This window comes from Nocardia sp. NPDC050435, assembly GCF_040655395.1.
Classification (GTDB): Bacteria; Actinomycetota; Actinomycetes; order Mycobacteriales; family Mycobacteriaceae; genus Nocardia.
In genome coordinates this window covers 442074-468557 of sequence record NZ_JBFAJW010000004.1, presented here as the reverse complement: position 1 = coordinate 468557, position 26484 = coordinate 442074, and the positions used below count along the sequence as shown (strand labels likewise).

At 70.7% G+C, this 26484-nt stretch carries 12 protein-coding genes (1 of these 12 cut by a window edge); 6 read left to right on the top strand and 6 right to left on the bottom strand.

Features of this window, described 5'->3' with window-relative positions; all coding sequences use genetic code 11:
• The first annotated feature begins 103 nt into the window (after nt 1-103).
• The 4 genes from AB0I43_RS14505 to AB0I43_RS14490 are packed head-to-tail and all read left to right on the top strand — an operon-like array spanning nt 104 to nt 5002.
• On the top strand, nt 104-1618 hold the full coding sequence (locus tag AB0I43_RS14505; protein WP_357432140.1) for an amino acid permease: 1515 nt from the start codon (nt 104-106) through the stop codon (nt 1616-1618).
• 20 nt (nt 1619-1638) lie between these two features.
• Nucleotides 1639-2379 carry a DUF1989 domain-containing protein gene (locus AB0I43_RS14500; RefSeq protein WP_356973225.1) on the top strand — a complete coding sequence of 247 codons (741 nt, stop codon included), beginning with the start codon at nt 1639-1641 and terminating at the stop codon, nt 2377-2379.
• Nucleotides 2376-2996 carry an urea amidolyase associated protein UAAP2 gene (locus AB0I43_RS14495; RefSeq protein ID WP_356973224.1) on the top strand — a complete coding sequence of 207 codons (621 nt, stop codon included), beginning with the start codon at nt 2376-2378 and terminating at the stop codon, nt 2994-2996. The genes AB0I43_RS14500 and AB0I43_RS14495 overlap by 4 nt, the downstream gene beginning before the upstream one ends.
• Nucleotides 2993-5002 (top strand): 5-oxoprolinase/urea amidolyase family protein, encoded by a 2010-nt coding sequence (locus AB0I43_RS14490; protein WP_356973223.1) that lies wholly within the window; start codon nt 2993-2995, stop codon nt 5000-5002. The genes AB0I43_RS14495 and AB0I43_RS14490 overlap by 4 nt, the downstream gene beginning before the upstream one ends.
• Nucleotide 5003: 1 nt before the next feature.
• On the opposite strand, the gene AB0I43_RS14485 is transcribed toward AB0I43_RS14490, so the two are convergent.
• The 3 genes from AB0I43_RS14485 to AB0I43_RS14475 form a co-directional block, all read right to left on the bottom strand.
• Nucleotides 5004-5180, bottom strand: coding sequence for a hypothetical protein (locus AB0I43_RS14485; RefSeq protein WP_356973222.1), 177 nt, complete (start codon nt 5178-5180; stop codon nt 5004-5006).
• A 63-nt stretch (nt 5181-5243) separates the two neighbouring features.
• Nucleotides 5244-6398, bottom strand: a complete 1155-nt coding sequence (locus tag AB0I43_RS14480) for an epoxide hydrolase family protein (RefSeq protein WP_356973221.1) — start codon at nt 6396-6398, stop codon at nt 5244-5246.
• A gap of 55 nt (nt 6399-6453) precedes the next feature.
• Nucleotides 6454-6918: a MarR family transcriptional regulator gene (locus AB0I43_RS14475; protein ID WP_356973220.1), complete on the bottom strand. Its 465-nt coding sequence runs from the start codon at nt 6916-6918 to the stop codon at nt 6454-6456.
• A 109-nt stretch (nt 6919-7027) separates the two neighbouring features.
• Here AB0I43_RS14475 and AB0I43_RS14470 point away from each other — a divergent pair, with 109 nt between their 5' ends.
• Complete coding sequence (locus AB0I43_RS14470; RefSeq protein ID WP_356973219.1) at nt 7028-8146, top strand: GDSL-type esterase/lipase family protein; 1119 nt, start codon at nt 7028-7030, stop codon at nt 8144-8146.
• A 736-nt stretch (nt 8147-8882) separates the two neighbouring features.
• On the opposite strand, the gene AB0I43_RS14465 is transcribed toward AB0I43_RS14470, so the two are convergent.
• Complete coding sequence (locus tag AB0I43_RS14465; protein ID WP_356973218.1) at nt 8883-9500, bottom strand: TetR/AcrR family transcriptional regulator C-terminal domain-containing protein; 618 nt, start codon at nt 9498-9500, stop codon at nt 8883-8885.
• Nucleotides 9501-9577: 77 nt separating this feature from the next.
• On the opposite strand from AB0I43_RS14465, the gene AB0I43_RS14460 reads away from it, so the two are divergent.
• Nucleotides 9578-10144, top strand: coding sequence for a peroxiredoxin-like family protein (locus AB0I43_RS14460; RefSeq protein ID WP_356973217.1), 567 nt, complete (start codon nt 9578-9580; stop codon nt 10142-10144).
• 10 nt (nt 10145-10154) lie between these two features.
• On the opposite strand, the gene AB0I43_RS14455 is transcribed toward AB0I43_RS14460, so the two are convergent.
• Both AB0I43_RS14455 and AB0I43_RS14450 read right to left on the bottom strand, forming a co-directional pair.
• Nucleotides 10155-10724, bottom strand: a complete 570-nt coding sequence (locus tag AB0I43_RS14455; protein ID WP_356973216.1) for a Uma2 family endonuclease — start codon at nt 10722-10724, stop codon at nt 10155-10157.
• A 112-nt stretch (nt 10725-10836) separates the two neighbouring features.
• Nucleotides 10837-26484: the final stretch of a non-ribosomal peptide synthase/polyketide synthase gene (locus AB0I43_RS14450; protein ID WP_357432137.1), read on the bottom strand. It continues 21312 nt past the right edge of the window; only the last 15648 of its 36960 coding nucleotides appear in the window; the start codon falls outside the window, past its right edge; it ends in the stop codon at nt 10837-10839.

Sequence of the window (26484 nt, the reverse complement as noted above, 5' to 3'; positions counted from 1 at the left end):
GTTACCGGCGTTCCCGGAAGCGATACACGCGCGACACCGGAAGCGCGATCGCGGACGCAAAACTGTCATTCGATAGATATTGGTGACACGCCGGAGGAACACCATGGCCACCACCCTCACCCCGCCCGATTCGGACAGCACCGATCTGGCCGGTTTCGGTTATCAACCCGTCCTGCACCGCAAGCTGGGCCGCTACGCCTCGTTCGCGGCCGGGTTCTCGTTCGTCTCCATCCTCACCACGATCTTCCAGTTCTTCGGGCTCGGGTACTCCTTCGGTGGCGCCGCCTTCTTCTGGACCTGGCCGATCGTGTTCGCCGGGCAGTTCCTGGTCGCGCTGAACTTCGCCGAACTCGCCGCGCACTACCCGCTTTCGGGCTCGATCTACCAGTGGTCGCGCCGGCTGGGCGGTGACCTGGTGGGCTGGTTCGCGGGCTGGTCGATGATCATCGCGCAGGTCGTGACCGCCGCCGCGGCCGCGATCGCCCTGCAGGTGGTGCTGCCCTCGATCTGGAGCGGGTTCCAGCTCATCGGCACCGAGAGCGCCCTCACCTCGACCTCCGGCGCGGCCAACGCGGTGCTGCTGGGCAGCGTGCTGATGGTGCTGACGACGATCATCAACGTGATCGGGGTCGATGTCATGGCCCGGATCAACGCCATCGGCGTCACCATCGAGATCGTCGGCGTCGCCGCGGTGATCGGCCTGTTCTTCGTCAAGGCCGAGCGCGGACCCGAGGTCGTGCTGAACACCGAGGCCGCCGCACCCGGTGGCTACCTGGCGGCGTTCCTGGTCTCCGGCCTGATGGCCGCCTACGTGATGCTCGGCTTCTCCTCCGCCGGCGAACTCGCCGAGGAGACCCGCAATCCGCGCCAGGTCGCACCGCGCACCATCCTGTCCGCGCTCGCGGTCTCCGGCCTGGGCGGCGGACTCATGCTGCTCGGCGCGTTGATGGCCGCACCGAGCCTGACCGACGGCAACCTGTCCACCGGCGGCCTGGCCTACGTCATCACCGCCAAGCTGGCCAGTCCGGCGGGCACCGTGCTGCTGTGCGCGGTGGCGGTCGCGGTGTTCGTCTGCACCCTGGCCATCCAGACGGCCGGTTCGCGGCTGATGTTCTCGATGGCCCGGGACGGGAAACTGCCCTTCGCCCAAGCCTTGTCGAAGGTGCATCCGCGCTTCGGCACGCCGATCCTGCCGGCGGTGGTGTTCGGCGCGGCGGGCATCGCGCTGCTGCTGATCAATCTCGGCAACGCGGCGATCTTCGCGACCCTGGCCAGCGTCTGCATCGTCATGTTCTACCTGGCCTACCTGCTGGTCACCGCCCCGATGCTGCGGCAGCGGCTGCGCGGCTGGCCCGGCACGACCACCCCGGGACTGTTCTCGCTGGGCCGCTTCGGCATCGCGGTGAACATCGGCGCGGTGGTCTGGGGCATCGCGATGGCGATCAACCTCGCCTGGCCGCGGCCGGAGATCTACACGCCGCAGGGCGGCGGCTGGTGGATGCTGTGGTCCGCTCCGCTGTTCGTCCTGCTCAGTGCCGCCGTGGGATTCGCGATCTACCGGACGGTGGCACGCAAGTCCGGCCCCGCCTTCGACGACGCCGTCGTCCAGCCCGCCTGATCGATTCGAAGGAGCGAACCATGTCCGAGCCGAACACCTCCTCCACCGCCGGCGCCCGGGCGCACGCCCGCGCCCAGGCCGCCGCCGCGCGGTTCGTCACCCCCGCCGCCGACGATGTCGACCCCGCCGAAGTCACCTGGGCACAGCGTGTTCCGCCGGGCAGCTACGCCAATGTGGTGCTGGGCCGGGGCACCCGGATCCGGCTGACCGACCCGGAGGGCGGGGCCTGCGCCCACCTGCTGCTGCTGCGCGCCGAGGCGCCCTGGGAACGGCTCAATGTCGCCGACACGGTGAAAGTCCCTTGGCAGGCCTATCTTTCGACCGGCCACCCGCTGCTCTCGGATCAGGGCCGGGTGCTGGCGACCATCGTCGCCGACAGCTCGGGCAGCCACGACGCCCTCTGCGGGCCGACCGCCGCCGGCCGGAACCTGCTCCGGCTGGCCGGTTCGAAACAGGGCCTGGCGCCTCGGGATATCGCGCCGACGGTCTCCTTCTTCCGCGGCGTGCGCGTCGCGGAAGACGGCGGTCTCGTCCCGACCGGCGGTGTCGGCCCGGGCGGGGCGGTCGACCTGCTGGTGCACCTGCCCGTGATCCTGCTGGTGGCCAATGCCCCGCACCCGCTCGACGAACGCGCCACCACCGACCTCGACCTGCTGGCCTGGTCGGCCCCCGAGACGCCGTCCGCCGGCGACCCGGAATACCTGCGCGCCGTAGCGAACACCGAATCCGCCTGGACCGCACTGACTCTGGAGCACGCATGAGCCTCGCCCCGGCCCGCACCGTCGTCCTCGACGAGACCGTCCCCGCCTGCGCACCGTGGTCCACGGTGGTCCGCGCCGGCGAGATCCTGGAAATCATCGATCTGCACGGCAATCAGGCGGTCGACTGCCTGCTCTACAACGCGGCCGACCACACCGATCGCTACAGCGCCCAGGCCACCGTCACCGCGCAGCGCAATATCTTCCTCGGCGCCGGCAGCGTCCTGCTGACCGACGCGGGCACCGCCCTGATGACCGTGCTCGCCGACGAGGTCGGCAATCACGACACCATCGCCGGCGCGTGCTCCCAGGAGTCCAACACCCTGCGCTACGGCCACCACACTCGCCACCAGCACGCCTGCGTGGAGAACTTCCTGATCGAGGCGATGAAACACGGGCTGGGCAAGCGGGACCTGGTCTCCAACATCAACTGGTTCATGAACGTGCCGGTCGAGCCGGACGGCACGCTCGGCATCGTCGACGGATTGTCCGCGCCCGGCAAGAAGGTCACGCTCGGCGCGGACACCGACACCCTGGTGCTGGTCTCCAACTGCCCGCAGATCAACAACCCCTGCAACGGTTTCGACCCCACGCCGGTGCGGATGGTGGTGTCGCGATGACGACCGTCGAGGAACCCGCCGTCACCGAATTCGTCCTGGCGCCCGTCGTCGCCGAGGTGTTGCGCCCAGGAATGCTCACCACGCTGCAGGACTGGCCCGGCCGAGTCGGCTACTGGCACATCGGTGTTCCGCCCTCGGGCCCGATGGACGATCTGTCCTTCCGGCTGGGCAATCGCGTCCTCGGCAACGACGAGGGCGCGGGCGGCCTGGAGTGCACGCTGGGCGGACCGGCGCTGCGCTTCGCGACCCCGACGTGGGTCTGTGTCACCGGCGCGCCCGCCGACGTCACGATCGACGGTGTGCCGGTGGAACTCTGGCGGACCGTTCAGGTCCCCGCGGGCGGGGTGCTCGACGTCGGCGCGATCCGCGGGCCGGGCATGCGCACCTATGTGCTGATCGCGGGCGGCATCGAGGTGCCCGAATACCTGGGCAGCAGCGCGACTTTCACACTCGGCAAGTTCGGCGGCAGCACCGGCGGCGCGCTGCGCGCCGGTGAACTGCTGCCGCTCGGCCCCGCGCGGGAGCGGATCGCGGCCGGCGTGCCGATGGACGACCAGCCCGTCCTGGCGAAACGCTGGGAGCTCGCGGTCACCGAGGGACCGCACGGCGCGCCGGAATTCTTCACCCGCGGCGATCTCGACGTCATCACCGGCACCGACTACGAGGTGCACTTCAACTCCGATCGCACCGGCGTCCGCCTGATCGGTCCCAAGCCGGAGTGGGCGCGCGCCGACGGCGGCGAGGCCGGGCTGCATCCGTCGAACATCCACGACAACGCGTATTCCATCGGCGCGCTGGACTTCACCGGCGACACCCCGATCCTGCTCGGCCCGGACGGTCCGAGCCTGGGCGGCTTCGTCTGCCCGGTGACCGTGGTCGCGGCGGACAAGTGGAAACTCGGTCAGCTCGCACCGGGCGACAAGGTGCGCTTCGTGCCGATCCGCAGCGAAAACGCCGCCTCTGTCAGGGAATTGGGCGCGGCCCGGCGGGCGAATCTGCCGCTGGTGTTCTCCACCGGTGGTGACGGCGACGACGGCGTGCTGCGCCGGGCCGACGTCGACGACGAGATCGGCGTCACCTACCGGCGTCAGGGCGACGACGGCGTGCTCGTCGAATACGGCTTGCTGACACTGGATCTCGCGTTGCGCGCGCGTGTGCACGCACTGTATGAGCATCTGCTCGGCGCCGGGGTGCGCGGTATCACGGAATTGGTGCCGGGCATCCGATCCTTGCAGGTACGGGTGGATCCGCGGTTGCTGCCGATTCCGCGGCTGCTGGCCCTGCTGGCCGAAGCCGAGCGGCACCTGCCGCCGGCCGACGAGCTGGTGGTGCCCAGCCGAACCGTCCATCTGCCGCTGTCCTGGGACGATCCCGCCACCCGGGAGGCGATCACCCGCTACATGCACGGGGTCCGCCCGGACGCGCCGTGGTGCCCGTGGAACATCGAATTCATCCGGCGCATGAACGGTTTGGCGGCGGTCCAGGATGTCTACGACACCGTCTTCGACGCCGAATACCTGGTGCTCGGGCTCGGCGACGTGTATCTCGGCGCGCCGGTGGCGACGCCGACCGATCCGCGGCACCGCCTGGTCACCACGAAATACAACCCCGCGCGCACCTGGACGCCGGAGAACGCCGTGGGCATCGGCGGCGCGTATCTGTGCGTCTACGGCATGGAGGGCCCCGGCGGGTATCAGTTCGTCGGCCGGACCACCCAGGTGTGGAATCACGCGTGGCGGCCGGGCACGGCGGAGAACCCCTGGCTGCTCCGCTATTTCGATCGGATCCGCTGGTATCCGGTCGAGGCGGGCGAACTGCTGGACCTGCGCGCGGATTTCGCGGCCGGGAACATGGCGGTGCGCGCCGAGGACGGCGAGTTCCGGCTCGCGGAGTACCGCCGCTTCCTGACCGACAACGCCGGCAGCATCGCCGAGTTCCGGACCGGGCAGGCGGCCGCGTTCGCCGCCGAACGCGAGTCCTGGCAGGCCGCGGGCGAATTGGGCTGACTCACCAGCCGAACAGCTCGGCGAGGTCGATCGAGTGGTCGTCCCAGCGGTTTTCGATCTCCCGGCGCTGCTCGGCCGGGAGATCGGGCGCCCAGCCGCAGCGGCGCCAGAACTCCTCGCGGTGCTCGTCGGTCATCCGCATCGGCTCGGTCATGGCCGCTCCCGGTAGCCAGGTCATGCCCTCTGAGTGTGACCCTGTTCACACAACGACATGCCGAGAACAGGGTCGACACACCGGGATTCAGCGCAGGTCGCGGAAGAACGCCCGCACATCGGCGATCAGGATCTCCGGTTCCTCCAGCGCCGCGAAGTGCCCGCCGCGATCGGCGACATCGGTCCAGCGTGTGATGGTGTGCTCACGCTCGTCGTAGCGGCGGATCGCGATGTCGTGCGCGAAGGCCAGCACCGCGGTGGGCACGCCCGAGTTCTGACTCGCCGCGCCCCACGGGGCGTCCTGGGCATAGCCGACGTAGGCGGCCGAGCCGCCGGTTCCGGTGAGCCAGTAGAGCATCGTGTTGGTGAGCAGGCGATCCCGGTCGATGATCTTGTCCGGGTTCACCTCCCGCGGGACGGTCCACTCGCGGAACTTGTCCATGATCCAGGCCAGCTGCGCGACCGGCGAATCCACCAGCCCGTAGGCCAGCGTCTGCGGCCGGGTGGACTGGATGGCGATATAGCCGAACTCCTCGTTCATGAACGCCTCGATGCGCCGCAGCCGATCGCGTTCCAGCTCGGTGAATGTCGCCAATTCCGCCTCAGGCACCGGCAATTCGGGGAAGGACAGCGTGCCGTTGACGTGCACGCCGAGCACCCGGTCCGGTGCGTGCCGGGCGACCTCGGGACTCACCGCGGCGCCGATGTCGCCGCCCTGCACGCCGTAGCGGTCGTACCCGAGCCGCCGCATCAGTTCGTCCCACGCCGCGGCGATGCGCTGGACGGTCCAGCCGCGCTCGGCGACCGGGCCGGACAAGCCGAAGCCGGGCAGGGCGGGGATCACCACGTGGAAGGCATCGGACGGATCGCCGCCGTGCGCGGCGGGGTCGGTCAGCGGACCGATGAGGTCGAGGAATTCGACCACCGACCCCGGCCAGCCGTGGGTCAGCAGCAGTGGCACGGCCGTCGGTTCGGCCGATCGGATGTGCAGGAAATAGATGGTCTGCCCGTCGATCTCGGTCGTGAACTGCGGGTGGGCGTTGAGCTTCGCCTCCTGCGCGCGCCAGTCGTAGCCGGTGCGCCAGTAGTCCACCAGCTCACGCAGCCAGGCCGTCGGCACGCCGGTGTCCCAGTCGTCGCCCGGCAGCGGTGCGGGCAGGCGCGCGTTGTCGAGCCGCCGGCGCAGGTCGTCGAGCTGCTGCTGCGGGATGTCGAGGTGGAATTCTGCGATCTCGTTGTTCATGACCTCAGCCTAGGAAGCAGCTAGGTCAGCTTTTGCCCTAGGAATCCGGGCGATTTCAGTCCGTCCGGGCGGTCGCCTCCGGGTTCACCGCGTCCCGGATGATGCGCAGCGCCGAGGTCAGCCCGTCCAGTTGCTGCGGGGTGAGCAAGCCGGTGAACCAGCGCTCGATCGCTTCGATGTAGGCCGGCAGCACCTGGTTCAGGCGCTCCTCGCCGGTTTCCGTGAGCACCGCGTAGGAGCTGCGGCGATCGGCCGGATCTGCTTCGCGCCGTACCAGATTCGCCCTGGCCAGCCTGTCCACCAGGCGGGTGACGCCGCTGGTGGACAGCGAGGTCTGCGCCGCCAGGTCGGTCATGCGCAGGCGCTTATCCGGCGAGCGGCTCAGGCGCAGTATCGCGTTCAGATCCAGCCCGGACAGGCCGCTCGATTTCCAGGTCGGCTCCAGCTTGCCGACCAGACCGCCCTGCGCCTCGAACAGCAGGCCCATGGTGGTCAGGCGCGGGTCGTCGAAGAGGTCCATGCGGCCAACCTACCGCACTGATTGCTACGCGGATAGTTGACGTGAGGAACATTATGCGATAGAAACTTGCTCAAGCAATATTCCCCACAGCAACTAAATGGAGGTCCTCATGTCTCGCTGGGTAGCCGGGTTCCGTTCCGCCGTGATCAGCCCCGAGGAGCAGATCAAGCTCACCGAATCGCGTGCGTTCGCCGACCAGACCGTGCGGCAGCCGCTGCGTCTCGCCGGTGGCGGGGCGCGGCTGCGGGTGCGCCTGACCAACCGGTACGGGCACACGCCGCTGACCATCGGCGCGGTGCGCGTCGCGCTGCACAAGAACACGAACGAGATCCAGGCCGACACCGATACCGTGGTGCGGTTCGGTGGCGCGGAACAGGTGGTCATCCCCGCCGGGGCGGACATCGTCTCCGATCCGGTCGATCTGGCCGTGCGGGGTGGGACCGACCTGGCGCTCAGCCTTCACCTGCCGGAACCGACGGGGCTCGCGACGTTTTCGCATCAGCCCGCTGAAATCGCCTATGTGACAGCCGGAGATCAGACCGGGGCCGCCGGTTTCCCGCTCGCCGAGGAGGTTTCGGCGCGGTTCTTCGTGACCGGCGTCGATGTGGAGACCGACGGCGACGCTCCGGTCATCGTGGCGTTCGGCGACTCCTGGTTCGAGGGCGTCGGCACCACGATGAGCGCGAATCACCGCTCGGTGGACTACCTCAACGAGCGCCTCACCGAGGGCTGGGCGGTCAATCAGGGCATCGCCGGAAACCGCCTGCTCCGCACCGAGATCGGCGCGGCCGGGCGGGATCGGTTCGACCGGGACGCGCTCACCGTCCCCGGCGTCACCCGGGTGCTGATCAACTTCGGCATCAACGATCTGATCCTCGGCGGCATGGCCGGTCAGCCCCCGGCCACCGCCGCCGAGTTGATCGCGGGCTTCACCGAACTCGCCGAGCGCGCGCACGCGGCCGGACTGCCCATCCACGCCGCCACCATCGGGCCGTACGCCGGCTGCGTCTACCCCGGCATGCCCATCGCCGAAACCCTGCCCACCCGGCGGGAGGTCAACGAATGGCTCCGCGGGACCGACGTTTTCGACGCCGTCTTCGATGTCGCCGCCGCGGTCGAGGACCCCGAGCGCCCCGATCACATCCGCCCCGAGTTCGACTGCGGTGACGGCATGCACCTCAACGACGCTGGCGCCCAGGCCATGGCCGCCACCATCGCCCTCGACTAGCGGGTTCGCCGGGCGAGGTTCTGCGCAGGCGGTCGGAAAATACGATCGTCGATGGGTCGGTCTGCGCGGCTGCCGCGTTGCGCAGCAGCCGGATCGCCCGGCAGTCAGGCCGCAGGCAGCCGGGTTGCCCGACAGTCGGAGTGCGCAGCGGCCGGTTTGCCCAACCAGTCGGATCGCGCGACAGCCGCGTTGCGCAGTAGCCGGATCGCCCGGCAGTCGGGTTGCGCGGCAGTCGGGTTGCGGGACAGCCGGGTTGCCCGGCAGCCGGATTGCGCAGCGGCCGGGTTGCCCAACCAGTCGGATTGCGCGACAGCCGCGTTGCGCAGCAGCCGGGGTCCCCGGCAGTCGGATTGCGCGACAGCCGCGTTGCGCAGCAGCCGAGCCGCCCGACAGACCCGTTGCGCAGCAGCCGAGCCGCGCGACAGCCGGGTCACCCAGCAGCCCCGTTGCGCGACAGCCGGGTCGCGCGACAGCCGGGTCGCGCAGCAGCCGAGTCGCCCGACAGCGGATCGCACAACAGCCGGGTCGCCCGGCAGCCGCGTTGCGCGACAGCCGGGTCGCGCGACAGCCGAATTGTGCAGCCGGGTCGCCCGGTAGCCGGCAGCAGCCAGACCGCCCGGCAGCCGAGTTGCCCGGCAGCCGGGTTGCGCAGCGGCCGGGCTGCCCGACAGTCGAGTTGCACGGCAGCCGGATTACGGGAGGGCAGCAGTCGCCGTCAGTTGGGGTGACCCGCCGGTCAGTCGGACGTCGGGGTGAGCCCGCGCAGCACGATGTCCAGGCCGCCGTGGAACTCGTCGGCCGGGGTGAGGGTGCGGGCCTCGGCGGCGGTTGCGGTGAGGTGGGGATATTCGGCGGGCTCGAGCTCGGCCATGGCGACGGTGCCGGGGCCGGAGAGGGGGGCGTAGTGCGCGTTCTGGAGGAAGCCGAGCAGGTAGGCGATGAGGGCGCGCTGGGCGAGTACGCGGTCGCTGCCGGTGAAACCGGCGGTGGTGAGGATTGCCAGGGTGGCTTCGATCAGGCGCAGTGTCGCCGGGGCGGATTGGCGGTGGCGCATGACCAGCGGGACGACAGCGGGGTGGGCGGAGACGGCCAGGCGCATCCGGTCCAGCAGGGCCCGCACCTGATCGCGCCACTCCCCCGCCGGGGGCGTCACCTCGATGTCGCCGAGCACCTGGTCCACCACCAGGACCTCGAGGCGCTCCCGGTCCGGGACGTAGCGGTACAGCGCCATGGTGGCGACGCGCAGGTGCGCGGCGACCGCGCGCATGGTCAACCCGGGCAGGCCGTCGCGGTCGATGACCGCGAGGGCGGCGGCGGCGAGGTCGGCGGTGGTCAGCGAGCGAGGACGGGGCACGGGTTGACAGCGTACAAGGTACGCGCATACTGGCTATAGGCGTACTGCGTACACCTACCTACTCCGAGAGGCCGCCCATGTCACTACCCACGACCGTCTCCCCGCGCACCCTGACCACCGTGACCGGCGTCGAGGTACCTATCCCCGACCCCGATTGCCTTGTGCACCTGCAATTCCGGCGCTTCGCCGGCTGCCCGGTCTGCAACCTGCACCTGCGTTCCCTCGTGCACCGGCACGCCGAGATCACCGCCGCCGATATCCGCGAGGTCGTCGTCTTCCATTCCAGCGCAGCGGAATTGCGCAAATACACCGCCGACTTCCCGTTCGACTTCATCGCCGACCCGGACCGCACCCTCTACCGCGAGTTCGGCGTCGAATCCAGCCCCCGCGCCCTCCTCGACCCCCGCGCCTGGCCCACGATCCTGCGCGCCGTCGCCGGCACCATCCTTGCCGTCCTGCGCCAACGCGCCATCGCTCCCCCCGACCACCCCGAAGGCGGCCGCCTCGGCCTCCCCGCCGACTTCCTCATCGCCCCCGACGGCCGCGTCCTCGCCGCCAAACACGGCACCCACGCCGACGACCAATGGTCGGCAGACGAACTCCTCGCCCACGCCGCGCGGACAACCATCCCGCTCGAAACCTGAGCCGGCTCGATCAGGGCATGAGTGTCGCGGGGTCGACGGTGAACTCGAACGGCGTGTGCAAAGTGACGGCATCGCCGGCCGCCACCCGATGCACCAGCTCGTACACACCGTCGGCCCCGAGCGCGTAGGCGAAAAGAACCGGCAGGTCCTCACCGGGGAGCTGGCCCTTGAAGGAGCTGATCTCGAACCGCCAGTAGGCGGGAATACAGGCCTCGGCATAGAGCTGCGGCTTCACCAGCCGGTCCTGCATCGTCGTGGATTTCGACACGACCTCGACGGCAAGCCGGACCTGCCCGGCCGCGACTCCCCGCTCGTCCATCGGCAATGCCCCGGACAGCACGATGAGATCGGGGATGGCTTCGTCCTCACCGATCAGCACGCCGACACCCGACATGGCCAGCAACTCCGGCGGAAGCGCCGCGTCCAGCGCACGTTCCAGCCACTTGATCAGCCATTGGTGCCGGGGCTTCGGAGCGGCGTTCACGACGAGCTGGCCATTCAACACCTCGTACCGTAATCCGTTTTCGGGCATGCGATCGAGATCCGCTGCCGTCCAACGGTCGCCCCGGGGTATCGGCATAGCCATCGGAACCACCTCCAACCTCGTTGAACAGTAGCGATATGCGCGTGGTTCCTCCGAGTCTAGACCGGCCCACCGGTCCACCTGCTGAGGTGGACCGGTGGGGACGGGGTTACTCCACGACGATGATCGTGGTGTCCGGGCCGGCCGCGGCGGTGGTCTCGGCCGGGGTGACGAACCAGTGGCTGACCTCGCCGTCGGCGAGGTCGTCGGCGACGTCCGCGCCGGTCGGGATGACCGAGAGGGCGCCGGCGGTGGCGGCGGTGAGGAATTCCCACAGGGCCGGGAGGCCGGACTGCGCGGTGGTAAACGTGGTCGACTCGTAGTCGATGCCGTTCTCGTCGCGCAGTGCGACGCCCAGGTCCAGGGCCTCGGTCTGGGTCAGCACGACCGCGCCGGGCAGGACGAAGGCGGGGGTGTCCTCGCTCAGCGGCCGGACCCGGTCGGCGTAGGAGACCGGGTGGCTCGCGGCCGCGGCCAGCGCGGACTGCACCTGCGGATCGCTGGGCACCAGCCAGTGCACCGGTCCGGGCACCGGGTCCAGCGTGATGCCGAAACCGGCTCCGGCGCCGACGATCTCGTCCATGCGCAGACCGCTGGCGAACAGCGCCGCGGCGCCCGCCTTCTGCACCGCCCACACCGCGACGACGGCGTCCACCGAGCGCGGCAGCGCCACCGCGACGGTGTCGCCGGGCCCGGCGCCGTGGGCGATGAGCACCCGGGCCAGCTGCGAGGAACGCCGGTCCAGCACGTGGTAGGCGATCTCGTCGCCGTCCTCGAGCAGGGCCGGGGCCTCCGGATCGGCCTCGACCACCTCGGCCAGCACCTTGGCCAGCGTGCGGTTGCCGACCCGCGCGTCGGCGGCGGGAGCCGTTGCGGCGACACCGGATTCGGCGAGCAGCTGCGCGCGTTCGGCGTCGTCGAGGATGTCGATGTCACCGATCACGCCGGCCGGATCGCCCAGCAGCGATTCCAGCACCCGGATCAGGCGCACGGACAGGGTCCGCACCTCCTCGGCACTGAACCGGTTGGTCAGGAACTCGAAGGTGAACTCCATCGTGGACTCGGCGGCCACCTGCAGGGTGAGCGGGTAGTGGGTCGAGCTGTCCACGTCCACGCCGGTGACCGACATGCCGTCGATGGAGCTGGCGGCCGCGATCGCCTCGCGGTCGATCGGGTAGGACTCGAAGACCAGCAGCGTGTCGAATTGCGAACCCGCACCGGCCATCCGCTGGATGTCGGCCAGGCCGACATAGTGGTGGTCGAGCAGATCGGCCTGATCGCTCTGCAGGGTGCGCAGCTGATCCTCGATGGTGCCGCGATCGTCGATCCGCACCCGGACCGGCAGTGTGTTGATGAACAGGCCGACCATGGATTCCACGCCCGGCAGCTCGGCCGGCCGGCCGGAGACGGTCGCGCCGAACACCACATCCGAACGGCCCGTGAGCCTGCCGAGGGTGATGCCCCACGCCGCCTGCACCAGCGTGTTGACGGTGATGCCGAGTTCGGCGCAGTGCTTGGTCAGCCTGCGGGTGCGGTCGGCGTCGTAATCGACGACCACCGTGCCGGTTTCGTACTGCTCGGCCGAACGCGGTTGCGGCGCCAGTTCGGTCGGCTCGGTGAGCCCGTCGAAGGCCGCCGCCCAGGTGCGCAGCGACTCGTCGGCGTCGCGGGTGCCCAGCCACTCCAGGAAGGAGCGGTAGGGCGCCACCGCGGGCAGCGCGGACAGATCGCCGTGCACCGCGTACAGCACCAGGAGGTCCTGCATGAGCAGCGGCATGGACCAGCCGTCGAGCAGCACGTGGTGGGTGGTGATCGCCAGGTGCCACTGCTGTGCGCTGGAGCGGTACAGCGTGAACCGCACCAGCGGCGGCACCGCCATGTCGAAGCGGTCGGCCCGGTCGGCGGCCAGCATGCGGTCCAGCTCGTCGATCCGCTCGGCCTCCGGCGCGTCGGTCAGATCGATTTCCCGCCACGGCAATTCGACGCCGTCGACGGCGATCTGCACGGCCTGGCCGACGCTGTCGGTGACGAACGCGGTGCGCAGGTTCGGGTACCGGTCCAGCAGCGCTTGCGCGGCGGTGCGCAGGCGCGGCACGTCCAGCGCGCCACCCAGGTCGACGACGGCCTGGATGGTGTAGATGTCCACCGTCGCGGTGCTCATCAGCGCGTGGAACAGCAGACCGGACTGCAGCGGGGTCACCGGCCACACCTCGGTCAGCTGCGGGTAACTGCGCTCCCACAGGTCGATGTCGGTCTGGCCGACCCGCACCAGCGGCATGTCCGACGGCGTGCGGCCGCCGGCGTCGGTGCGCTCGGCGTGCGCCGCGACGGCGGTGAGCGCCTGCACCCACAGCTCGGCGAGCTCGCCGGCCCGCTGCGCGGTGAGCACCCCGCTCGGGTAGGTCAGTGTGGCGCGCAGTTCGCCGTCGACGACCATCGCGTCGATGTCGAGGCTGCGGGTCACGGGCATGGCCGGATCCGGCTGGGTGCTGATCTCGGCGGCGAGTCGGCCCAGGTAGTGGAAGCCGATCTGGCCCGCGACGGAAGCCGGCCCGGCCAGCAGCTGCTCCTTGACCGCCTTGACGACGGCGCCCGTCGCCGCGCCACCGGTGAAGGCGGCGTCGACGTCGGACAGCTCCAGGCCGAACGCGCCCGGCTGGGTGAACCAGCCGACGGTGTGCGAAAGATCCGCGCCCGCAACGGCTTCCCGGCCATCGCGATCGAGTTCGAGCAGCACCTCCGGGACGCCCCAGCGCACCAGCGCCAGCGCGAGCGCGGCCAGCACGCCGTCGGTCTCGTTGCCGCGGTAGCGGGCCGGGATGGCCGTCAGCACGGCGGCGGTCTGTTCGGCGGGCAGCGTGAGCTGAATCCGCTCCAGGGTGGCGGCCGTGTCCAGAGCCGGGTCCAGCGCCCGGCTGCCGATCGGCGCGGCCGCCGGACGCGGCGCGACGGGGGCAGCGATCTCGGCGAGGCTGGTGGCCCAGCGCCGCAGCGAGGTGCCGGTGGCGGGCAGTTCCAGCGTGGCGTCCACGCCGAGCTGGGCGGCGGCCGTGGTCAGGTCGGTGCCCAGCACCTGCCAGGACGGGCCGTCCACCACGAAACGGTGTGCCACGACGAGCAATTCGTCGTCGCGGTTGTCCGCGAAGGTGAACAGCACGAACTGGACCATGATTCCGGCGGCCGGGTCGAGGCGGCTCGCCGCCGCCGCGCGTTCGGCCGCGACCAGCTCGGCCAGGTCCGCGCCCTTCTCGACGCGGGCCTCGTGCACCAGCGGCTCGACGTCCACCGCGCCCGGTTCGAGCGCCTCGAACGACCAGCCCGCGTCCGCCGGACGCAGGCGCGTCCGCAGCGCGTCGTGCCGGTCGACGATGGCGGTCAGCGCCTCGAGCAGCGTGTCCCAGTCCAGCGCGGCGGGCAGCGGCAGCAGCGCCGACTGCGCGAAGTGCAGGTAGGGCGCCCCGGTGGCGAGGAACTCGGCCAGCGCGGGCGGCAGCGGGATCTCGCCGACGCCGCCGCCGGGCAACTCGCGCAGGCGGGCCAGATCGGGATCGTCCACCAAAGTGGCGACCGTCGCCAGCGCGGCCACGCTGCGCTGGGAGAACACGTCGCGGACGCTGAACGCGACGCCGAGCGCCTTGGCCCGCGACACCAGCTGGATGGACAGGATGCTGTTGCCGCCGAGCGCGAAGAAGTCGTCGTCCGCGCCGATGTGCTCGACGTCGAGCACATCGCCGAACACGCTCGCCACGAGTTGCTCGACCGGGGTCGCCGGCGCGCGGAACGCGGCCTTCTCGAAGCTCGGCTGCGGCAGCGCGTTGCGATCCAGCTTGCCGTTGGCGTTGAGCGGCAGCGCGTCCAGCACCATGAAGGCGCTGGGCACCATGTAGGACGGCAGTTCCGCGGCCAGCGCCGATTGCAGTGCGCGCTTGTCGAATTCGGCGTCCTCGGCCCCGGCCGCGACCACGTACGCGACGAGACGATCGCCGAGCCCGGGATCGTTGTGCGCCAGCACGGCCGCCGAGGCGATCGAATCCTGGCGCAGCAGCGCGGCTTCGATCTCGCCGAGCTCGATGCGGAAACCGCGGATCTTCACCTGGAAGTCGGTGCGGCCCCGGTACTCCAGCTCCCCGGCGGCGTTCCAGGCCACCAGGTCACCGGTGCGGTACATCCGCTCACCGGCGCCGAACGGACTGGCCACGAAGCGTTCCGCGGTCAGGTCCGGACGGCCGAAGTAGCTGCGCGCCAACTGCGCACCGGCCAGGTACAGCTCACCGGAGACGCCGACCGGCACCGGCCGCAGGCGCGCGTCGAGCACGTAGACCTGGCTGTTCCACTCCGGCGCGCCGATCGAGACCGACACCTCGTCGGCGTCGGTGACCAGGTGGCTGGTGATCGAGACGGCGGCCTCGGTCGGGCCGTACAGGTTGAACAGTCGCGCCCGGTTGCCCCGGCGGAACCGCTGCGCGGTCGCCGCAGGCAGCGCCTCGCCGATGGCGAGCACGCGGCGCAGCGAATCCGGCAGCCGCTCGTCACCTTCGGTGAGCAGCGCGTCCAGCATGGACGGCACCACGTGCAGGGTGGTGACGCCGGTGCCGCGCATCAGCTCGTTCAGGTACGCCGGGTCGCGGTGCCCGTCGGCCGCGGCGATGACCAGGCGGCCGCCGCTGACGGCCGCCGACCAGAACTCCCACACCGACAGGTCGAAGGTCGCGGCGGTCTTGAGCAGCACCGCGTCCTCGCTGCCGAGGTCGAATTCGGCGGTCTTCCAGAACAACTGGTTCGCGATCGCACCGTGCGGCACGGCCACGCCCTTGGGCTGGCCGGTGGAGCCGGAGGTGAAGATCACATAGGCGGTGTTCGCGGCGGTCAGCGCCCGCACCCGCTCGCCGGCGGCGATCGGCGCGGCCGGGTAGTCCGCCAGCGCCAGTTCGTCGATGCGCACGGTTTCGGCGGCGGCGGTGTCGAAGCCGTCGCGGCCGGTGGTCAGGACGCACACCGGGGCAGCGGTGCCCAGGATGTAGTCGACGCGGTCGGCGGGCTGGTCCGGATCGATGGGCACATAGGCCGCACCGGATTTCGCGACCGCGTACATCGCGATCACCAGGTCGGCGGAGCGGCGGATGGCCAGGGCGACCCGGTCCTCCGCGCCGACGCCGCGCTGGATGAGGTAGCGCGCGAGCTGGTTGACGCGGGCGTCGAGTTCGGCGTAGGTGAGCTGGGACGCGCTGTCGACCAGGGCGATGGTGCCCGGGGCGGCCGCGGCGACGGTCGCGTCCAGCAGGGACACCAGCGTCGCGGCGGTGTCCACCGGGTGCTCGGTGTCGTTCCAGGCGCGCAGGATGCGGGTGGCCTCGTCGGCCGCGAGCAGCTCGATCTCACCCACCGGCACCGTGGCGTCGTCGAGCACCGCGTCCAGCACCCGCACGAACCGGTCCGCGAAGCCCTGCACGGTGGCCTCGTCGAACAGGTCGATGGCATAACCGAATTCGGTGATCACCTCGGCCGGGGTGCCGTCCTCGGCGTACCGGTCGTAGAGGGTGACGTGCAGGTCGGTCTTGGCCAGCTGCGAGTCGAAGTTCACCGCGCTCACGGTGAGGCCGGGCAGCGCCAGCTCGGTCTCGGCGAGGTTCTGGAACGACAGGCCCACCTGGAACAGCGGGTTGCGCGCGGTGGAGCGCTCCGGGTTGAGCACCTCCACCAGGCGCTCGAACGGCACGTCGGCGTTGGCGAACGCCTCCAGGTCGCGTTCGCGCACCTCGGCCAGCAGGTCGGCGAAGGACGCCTCCGGCCGCACCTGGGTACGGAACACCAGGGTGTTGACGAACATGCCGATCAAGTCGTCGAGTTCGCGTTCGCCACGGCCCGCGATCGGGGTGCCGACGGCGATGTCGTCGGTGCCGGACAGGCGCGAGAGCAGCACCGCGAGCGCCGCGTGCACCACCATGAACAGCGACGCCTGGTTGGCGCGCGCCAGTTCGTGCAGGCGGGCATGCTGCTGCGGCGACAGCTCGAAGCGAATCGCCTTGCCCTGGAACGACTGCGCGGGCGGGCGCGGCCGGTCGGCGGGCAGCTCCAGCTGATCCGGCAGCCCCGCGAGGGTCTGCTGCCAGTAGGAGACCTGCTGGGCGGCAAGCGATTCCGGATCGTCCTCGGAGCCCATCACGGCGCGCTGCCAGAGCGCGTAGTCGGCGTACTGCACCGCCAGCGGCTGCCACTGCGGGGCGTCGCCGTGCGAGCGGGCGGCGTAGGCGGCCATCAGGTCCCGCGCCAGCGGGCCCATGGAGGCGCCGTCGGCGGCGACGTGGTGCACCACGAAGGCCACGACGTGCTCGGTGTCGGTGATCCGGTAGAGCACCACGTCCAGCGGCACCTGGGCGGTGACGTCGAAGGTGGTGAGCGCGAAGCGGATCACGGTCTCGACCAGGTCGGCCTCGGCGACGTCCACCGGCACCAGCTCGGGCGCCGCGGCGACCGGCAGGATGACCTGATGCGGCCCGTCGGCCGAGTTCGGGTAGGTGGTGCGCAGCACCTCGTGGCGGCCCAGTACGTCACCGATCGCCTGGGAGAGCGCGGTGCGGTCCAGCGTGCCCGAGAGCCGCACGGCCAGCGGGATGTTGTCCACGGCCGAGGCGGCGGTGTCGAACTGGTTCAGGAACCAGTACCGCTGCTGAGCAGGCGACAGCGGCACCCGCTCGGGGCGCGGCTGCGCGGTCAGCTGCGGGCGGGCCCGGCCCGAACCCGCGTTGGTCTCCACCTGCACCGCCAGCTCGCGCACCGTGGCGGCCTCGAACAGGTCCCGCACCGCCAGATGGGTATCCAGCGCCGCGCCGAGGCGGGCGGTGACCTGGGTAGCCAGCAGCGAGTTGCCACCGAGTTCGAAGAAGTCGTCGTCGGCGCCGACCCGGGCCAGGCCGAGCACGTCACCGAAGACGCCCGCCACGATCTCCTCGATCGGGGTCGAGGGCGCACGGAACACCTTGGCCTCGAACACCGGCGCGGGCAGCGCTTTACGATCCAGCTTGCCCGAGGCGTTGAGCGGGAACTGCGCCAGCACCACGAACGCCGAGGGCACCATGTAGGCGGGCAGGTCACCGCCGAGCGCGGTGCGCACGGCGTCGAGGTCGAGTCCGGTCTCGGGCGCACCGTCGGGGATGACGTAGGCGACCAGCTGATCACCCAACCGGTCATCCGAACGCACCAGCACCACAGCCTGCGCGATCGAATCCAGACCCGTCAGCGCCGCCTCGATCTCACCGAGCTCGATCCGCAGACCACGCAACTTCACCTGGAAATCGGTGCGGCCCAAGTACTCCAGCTCACCGGCGGCGGTCCAGGTGACGAGGTCACCGGTGCGGTACATGCGCGCACCATCGGTCGCGAACGGGTTCGCCACGAAGCGATCCGCGGACAGATCCGGGCGTCCGACATAGCCGCGCGCCAGCTGGGTTCCCGCCAGATACAGCTCACCCGGCACACCGACCGGGACGGGGTGCAGGCGCGAATCCAGTACGTAGACCTGGGTGTTGAACACCGGTGCGCCGATCGGCACCGAGGTGAGATCGGTATCGGACACCTCGTGGAAGGTGACGTCGACCGCGGCCTCGGTCGGGCCGTAGAGGTTGTGCAGACGCGCGCCGGTCAGCTCCCGCAGGCGCTGGGCGGTGACCGCGGGCAGCGCCTCACCGGAGGCGAAAACATTGCGCAGCGTGCGGCAGCCCGAGGCCGCCTCGTCGGCGACGAACACCGACAGCATCGAGGGCACGAAGTGCGCGGTGGTGACGCGCTCCTCGAGGATCACCCGCGCCAGGTAGGCGGGATCGCGGTGCCCATCGGGCTTGGCGACAACCAGCCGCGCACCGACCTGCAAGGGCCAGAAGAACTCCCACACCGACACATCGAAGGTCGCCGGGGTCTTCTGCAGCACCACGTCCTCACCATCGAGGTGATAGGCGCTCTGCATCCACACCAGGCGGTTCACGATCGCGGCGTGGCTGACCGCCACACCCTTCGGGCGACCGGTCGAACCCGAGGTGAAGATCACGTACGCGGTGTTCGAACCACGCAGCGCGCCAAGGCGTTCCGACTCGGTCAGCGGCGCGTAGGAGTATCCGCTGAGGTTGAGCTGATCGATCTCGAGCGCCGGAACCGACCCCGCGTCGAAGTCGTCACGGCTGGTGGTCAGTACACAGACCGGTGCCGCGGTCTCGAGCACGTAGTGGGTGCGCTCGGCCGGATGATCCGGATCCAGCGGCACATACGCGCCACCGGCCACGGCAACGGCGTACATGCCGACGACCAGCTCGACCGAGCGGCGCATGCCCAGCGCGACCAGCGAATCCGGGCCCACGCCCAGCGAGATCAGATGCCGGGCCAGCTTGTTCACCCGCGCGTCGAACTCCGCGTAGGACAGACTCGTCCCCTCGAAGCTCACCGCGAACGCGTCCGGCGTCTTGGCGGCCTGCGCCTGGTACATCGACACCAGCGTCGCGGCCGGATCGACCTCGTGCGCGGTGCTGTTCCAGCCCGTGACCACCTGCGCGCGCTCGGCGGCGTCGAGCAGCTCGACCTCGCCCAGCGCCCTGGCCGGGCTCTGCACCACCGCGGTCAGCAGCCGCACCAGCCGGCGCGCGAACCCGGCGACGGTCGCGCCGTCGAACAGGTCGGTGGCGTAGGCGAATTCGGCGCTCATGCCGTCGGCGACGCCGTCCGCGCCGATCCGATCGGTCAGGTTCAGGTGCAGGTCGAACTTGGCCGTCACCACATCCAGCGGCACGCCCGCGACCTCGAGGCCGGGCAGTTCGAACGAGGCCGCGCCGGTGTTCTGGAACGACAGCATGACCTGGACCAGCGGATGCCGCGCCTGCGAGCGCGCCGGGTTCAGGATCTCCACGAGCCGCTCGAACGGCAGGTCGGCGTGGCCGAAGGCGGCGAGGTCGAGTTCGCGGGTGTGCGCGAGCAACTCGGCGAAGCTCTGCCCCGGGTCGACCGCGCTGCGCAGCACCAGGGTGTTGACGAACATGCCGATCGCGTCGTCGAGCACCGCTTCGCCACGGCCCGCGACGGCGGTGCCGATCGCGATGTCGTCGCTGTTGGACAGCCGCGCCAGCAGGGCCGCGAAGGCCGCGTGCACCACCATGAACAGGCTCGCGCCGCTGGTGCGGGCCAGGCTGTCCAGGTCGCGCACCAGCTGGGCGTCGAGTTCGAACTCGTGCACGCCGCCCTGGTTGGAGGCGACGGCGGGGCGGGAGCGATCCGAGGGCAGGTCGAGCTGGTCCGGCAGGCCCGCGAGGGTCTCGGTCCAGTAGGTCACCTGCTGCGCGATCAACGAGTCCGCGTCCGCTTCCGAGCCCAGCGTCTCGCGCTGCCAGAGCGCGAAGTCGGCGTACTGCACCGGCAGCGGCGCCCAGCCGGGCGCCACACCCTGCGCGCGGGCCGCGTAGGCCATCATCACGTCGCGGGCCAGCGGACGCACCGACCAGCCGTCGCCCGAGATGTGGTGCACCACGAAGACCAGCACGTGGGTCTCGGTGTCCTGGATCCGGAAGAGCTTGGCGCGCACCGGGACCTCGGCGGTGACGTCGAAGCCGGTCAGCACCAATTCGCTGATGCGCTCGGTGAGTTCGTGCTCCCGCACCGGAACCGGGGTCAGGTCCGGCAGGTTGTGGCCCGGCGGCAGGATGACCTGCACACCGTTGCCGTCCACGGTCGCCGGGTAGACGGTGCGCAGCACCTCGTGCCGGGCGACCACGTCGGCGACGGCAAGGTGCAGCGCCTCGACATCGAGGCCGCCGGTCAGGCGGACCGCCATCGGGATGTTGTTGACGGCCGAGTCGGCGTCGAACCGGTTGAGGAACCACATGCGCTGCTGTGCGAGCGAAAGCGGAATGGTGTCCGGGCGGGCGCCGGCCACCAGCGCGCGCCGGGCGCCGGTGCCCGCGTGGGCCTCCAGCCGCGCGGCCAGCGCCGCCACGTTCGGCGCCTCGAACAGCAGCCGGACCGGGGCGCGGGTGTCCAGGGCCGCGCCGAGGCGGGCCACCACCTGGGTGGCGATCAGCGAGTTGCCGCCCAGGTCGAAGAAGTCGTCGTCCAGGCCCACCGACTGCGGGGCCAGGCCGAGGACTTCGGCGAAGGTGCCGGCCACGATCTGCTCGATCGGGGTCGACGGCGCACGGAATTCCCTTGCCTCGAAGGCGGGTTCGGGCAGGGCCTTGCGGTCGAGCTTGCCGTTGGCGTTGAGCGGCATCGCCGCGAGCACGACGAGCGCGGCCGGGACCATGTACGACGGCAGCTGAGCGGCCAGATGGGCGCGCAACTGCTCGACGTCGACCTCGGCGCCCTCGGCGGGCACGACGTAGCCGACCAGCTGATCACCGGTACGCGAATCCGACCGCACCAAAGCGACCGACTGCGCCACGGAATCGTGTGCGGTCAACGCGGTTTCGATCTCACCGAGCTCGATCCGCAAACCACGCAGCTTGACCTGGAAGTCGGTGCGGCCGAGGTAGACGATCGCGCCGTCGGCGTTGCGGGTTACCAGGTCACCGGTGCGATACATCCGGGCCCCGGTCCCGAAGGGGTTGGCCACGAACCGATCCGCGGTCAGATCGACGCGGCCGTAATAGCCGCGGGCGAGCTGGTCACCGGCGAGGTAGAGCTCACCGGCGGCGCCGGGCGCGACCGGGTGCAAGCGCGAATCCAGCACGTAGGCTTGCGCGTTCCACACCGGCAGACCGATCGGGACCGCGCCGCTGATGTCCTCGGCGACGGGGCCGTGGGTGGCGTGCACGGTGAATTCGGTAGGCCCGTACAGGTTGTAGAGCTCCGCGGAACTGACCCGGCGCAGCGCGTGCACGGCGTCGGCGGTGAACGCCTCACCCGCGACGAGCAGCGCGCGCAGCGAGCCGAGCGCGGCGTGGTCGGCCGCGGCGGCGAACACGGTCAGCATCGAGGGCACGAACGAGGTCATCGTCACCCGCTGCGCCGCGATCACCTCGGCCAGATACTGCGGATCACGATGCCCGTCCGGAGCCGCCACCACCAGACGACCACCAGTCGTCAACGGCCCGAACAGCTCCCACACCGACACATCGAAAGTCGCCGGTGTCTTGAACAACACCACATCCTCGGCACCGATGCCGTATTCACCGGTGATCCACCGGATCTGGTTCACCACCGCCGCGTGCGGCACCGCCACACCCTTGGGGCGGCCGGTGGAACCGGAGGTGAAGATGACATAGGCCGGATGCTGCGGACGCAGCGGAGCAAGGCGTTCGGTGTCGGTGACGGGCTGGTCGGAGTAGTGGCCGAGGTCGAGTTCGTCGATGGCCACGGCGTCGGGGAACCGGTCGCGGCTGGTGGTCAGTACGCGGACCGGGGCGGCGGAGTCCAGGACATAGCCGATGCGTTCGGCGGGCTGGTCCAGGTCCAGTGGGACGTAGCCGGCGCCGGCCTCGTGTACGGCGTAGGCGGCCACGACGAGGTCGATCGAGCGTCGCATGCCCAGCGCGATGAGGGTTTCGGGTCCGGCGCCGAGGGTGATGAGGTGGCGGGCCAGACGCCGCACGCGGGTGGCGAGTTCGGCGTAGGTGAGGGTGGTAGCGGTGGCGGGGTCGATCAGTGCCACCGCGTCGGGGGTGGCCGCGGCCTGGGCGGCGAACTCGCCGACCAGGGTGAGGCCGCCCTCGTCGCTGCGTCGCAGTCCGGGTGCGGTGTAGGAGGTTTCACCGGCGAGGCGGGGGAACAGATTGCGCCCGGTGTCGTTCCAGCCGCGCAGCGCCAGGTCGGTCTCGCGCTGATCCAGCAGCCCGATATCGCCGACCGCCAGCTCCGGCTCCGCCGCGACGGCGGCCAGCAGCTGGTTGAAGCGGCGGCCGAAGGCGGCCATCGTCGAGGCGTCGAAAAGATCCGTCGCGTAGATCAATTCGACCGCGATGCCGGATTCCGGCTGCTCGGTCATAACCAGCGACAGGTCGAACTTCGCCGTGTCGATCGGCATGTCGACGCCGCTGGCGGTCAGACCGGGCAGTTCCAGCGAGGTCTGCGCGGTGTTCTGGAAGGCCAGCATCACCTGGAACAGCGGGTGCCGCGCTTGCGAGCGCGCCGGGTTCAAGATCTCGACCAGGCGCTCGAACGGCAGGTCGGCGTGCCCGAACGCCGCGATGTCGGTGGCGCGCACCGAACGCAGCAGATCGGTGAACGTGGCGTCGGCGTCGATCGAGGTCCGCAGCACCAGGGTGTTGACGAACATGCCGATCAGGTCGTCGAGCGCGCGCTCGCCGCGGCCGGCCACCGGCGTGCCGATGGCGATGTCTTCCTCGCCGGACAACCGCGAGAGCAGCACCGCGAGCGCGGTGTGCGCCACCATGAACAGCGTGGTGCCCCGGGTGCGCGCCAATTCCACCAGCTCGGCCTGGATTTCGGGCGCGATCCGGAAGGCGTGCACCGCGCCCCGGCCCGAGGCGACGGCCGGGCGCGGGCGGTCGGCGGGCAGGTCGAGCTGCTCGGGCAGCCCGGCCAGGGTCTGCCGCCAGTACGAAACCTGGTCGGAGATCACCGATTCCGGGTCGTCCTCGGAACCGAGCACCGCGCGCTGCCACAGCGCGAAGTCCGCGTACTGCACCTCGAGCGGCCGCCACGCGGGCTCGCCGCCCTCGACGCGGGCGCCGTAGGCGATCATCACGTCCCGGGTGAGCGGGCCCATGGAGAAGCCGTCGGCCGAGATGTGGTGCACCACCAGGGCGAGCACGTGCTCGGTCGGGCTGACCTCGAACAGCCGGGCCCGGAACGGCACCTCGGCCGTGACGTCGAACGCCGTCTGCACGAACTCCGAAAGCCGCAGCGGCAGTTCGGCTTCGGCGACGTCCACGGGCGCGAGATCCGGGATGACCTGGCCGGTCGGCACGGTCTGCTGGTGCGCCGCGCCGTCCACCTCGGGGTAGAAGGTGCGCAGCGACTCGTGCCGGGCCAGCACGTCGGCCACCGCGATCTGCAGGGCCTGCCGGTCCAGCAGACCGGACAGCCGGACCGCGGCCGGGATGTTGTCGACGGTCGACTCGGGGTCGAACCGGTTCAGGAACCACATGCGCTGCTGCGCCAGCGACAGCGGCACCCGCTCCGGGCGCGGCTGCGGCGTCAGCGCGGCGCGGCTACCGCCACCGGCCCGGGACTCCACCCGGGCGGCCAGCGCGACCACCGTCGAAGCCTCGAACAGTTCCCGGACGCCGAGATCGGTGTCCAGCGCCGCGGCCAGGCGGGCCGCGACCTGGGTGGCCGAGAGCGAGTTGCCGCCGAGGGCGAAGAAGTCGTCGTCCAGGCCGACCCGCTCCGCGCCCAGAACCTGGGCGAAGGTGTCGGCGACGATCTCCTCGACCGGCGTGGTCGGCGCGCGGAACACCGCGGCCTCGAACACCGGCGCGGGCAGCGCTTTACGGTCCAGCTTGCCCGAGGCGTTGAGCGGGAACTCCGCCAGCACGATGAGCAGCGCGGGCACCATGTAGGCGGGCAGCTGCCGGCCCAGGTCCTCGCGCACCAGTTCGGTGTCGACGGTCGCGCCCGGCGCGGCCACCACGTAGGCCACCAGCTGATCGCCGAGGCGCTGATCGCCGCGCACCAGCACGACCGACTGGGCGATCTCGTCGAGCCCGGTCAGCGCCGACTCGATCTCGCCGAGCTCGATCCGCAGACCGCGCAGCTTCACCTGGAAGTCGGTGCGGCCCAGGTACTCCAGCTCGCCGTCGGCGGTCCAGGACACCAGGTCGCCCGTGCGGTACATGCGCGCGCCGGCGTTCCCGAACGGGTTGGCCACGAAGCGATCCGCGGACAGATCCGGGCGTGCGACATAGCCGCGCGCCAGCTGGGCGCCCGCCAGATACAGCTCACCCGCGACACCCACCGGGGCAGGCCGCAAGCGCGAATCCAGCACGTACACCTGGGTGTTGAACACCGGCGCGCCGATCGGCACGGTGTCGGTGTCGGCGGCGGTCACCTCGTGATAGGTGACGTCGACGGCCGCTTCGGTCGGGCCGTACAGGTTGTGCAGCGCCGCGCCGGTCAGCTCGCGCAGGCGATGCGCGGGCTTGGGCGGCAGCGCCTCGCCGGAGGCGAAGACCATGCGCAGCGAACCGGCCTGGGCCGCAGCGGCATCGGCCACGAAGACCGCCAGCATGGACGGCACGAAGTGGGTGACGGTGACCCGCTCGGTCGAGATGACCTCGGCCAGGTAGGCGGGATCACGATGACCGTCCGGCTTGGCGATGACCAGGCGCGCGCCGATCTGCAAGGGCCAGAAGAACTCCCACACCGACACGTCGAAGGTGGCCGGGGTCTTCTGCAGGACCGCGTCTGCATCGGTGAGGCCGTACTCGGCCTGCATCCACACCAGGCGGTTCACGATCGCGCCGTGCGCGACCGCGACACCCTTGGGCTTGCCGGTGGAGCCGGAGGTGAAGATGACGTAGGCGGTGTTGTCCGGGCGCGGCGCATCGCGGTCGGCCGCGGTGAGCGCGGTCTCCGGGTAGCCCGACAGGTCGAGCAGATCGATCCGCACCTGCGCGGTGTCGATCTCCAGGTCGCTGCCCGAGGTCAGCACGCACACCGGATCAGCGGTCGCCAGAATGTATTCGGTGCGCTCGGCCGGATGATCCGGATCCAGCGGCACGTACGCGCCGCCCGCGAGCACCACCGCGTACATGCCGACCACCAGGTCGACCGAACGCCGCATGCCCAGGGCCACCGCGCTTTCCGGTCCGACCCCGCGATCGATGAGCCAGCGGGCCAGCGGGTAGACCCGGCGCGCGAACTCGGCGTAGGTGAGACTGCTCCCCTCGAAGGTGAGCGCGGTCGCGTCCGGGGTGCGGGCCAGCTGCGCCTCGAACATCGAGACGAGCGTGGCGGTTTCGTCGACCCGGTGCGCGGTGTCGTTCCAGCCCGCCACCACGAGTTCGCGCTCGGCGGCGTCGACCAGTTCGATATCGCCCACGGCCGCGGCCGGTTCGGCGGTGATCGCGGTGAGCACCCGGACCAGGCGGTCCGCGATGCGGCGCACCGTCTGCTCGTCGAACAGGTCGCGCAGGTAACCCGCGCGGATCCGCAGCCGCGAATCCAGCTGCGCGATCAGCGTCAGCGGGTAGTGCGTGGCGTCGGCCGCGTCCAGCCCGGTGACCGCCATGCCGTCGATGTCGGCGGCCTGGGCCTGGATGCCCTCGGCGTCGACCGGATAGGACTCGAAGACCACCAGGGTGTCGAACAGGCCGCCGACGCCCGCGGCGGACTGGATGTCGGCCAGGCCCACGTAGTGATGGTCGAGCAGATCGGCCTGCTCGCCCTGCACCCGGGTCAGCAACTGCCGCACCGGTTCCGCCGGATCGAAGCGCACCCGCACCGGCACGGTGTTGATGAACAGGCCCACCATGTTCTCGACGCCGGCCAGCTGCGCCGGACGACCCGAGACGGTGGTGCCGAACAGCACGTCGTCGCGCCCGGTCAGGCGGCCCACGAGGATGCCCCAGGCCACCTGGAGCACGGTGTTCGCGGTCACGCCCAGGCTCGCGGCCAGCTCGGTAAGGCGCGCGGTGGCCGCCTCGTCCAGGTCGAAGAAGTACTCGCCGGACAGCGCGGTGATCTCCCGGCCGGCGTCCGGGCGCGAGAGCAGCGTCGGCTCGCCGACCCCGTGCAGCGCCCGCGACCACGCGGCCACCGAGGCCGAATGATCCTGCTGCGCGGTCCATTCCAGGAACGTGCGGTAGGACCGGACGGCCGG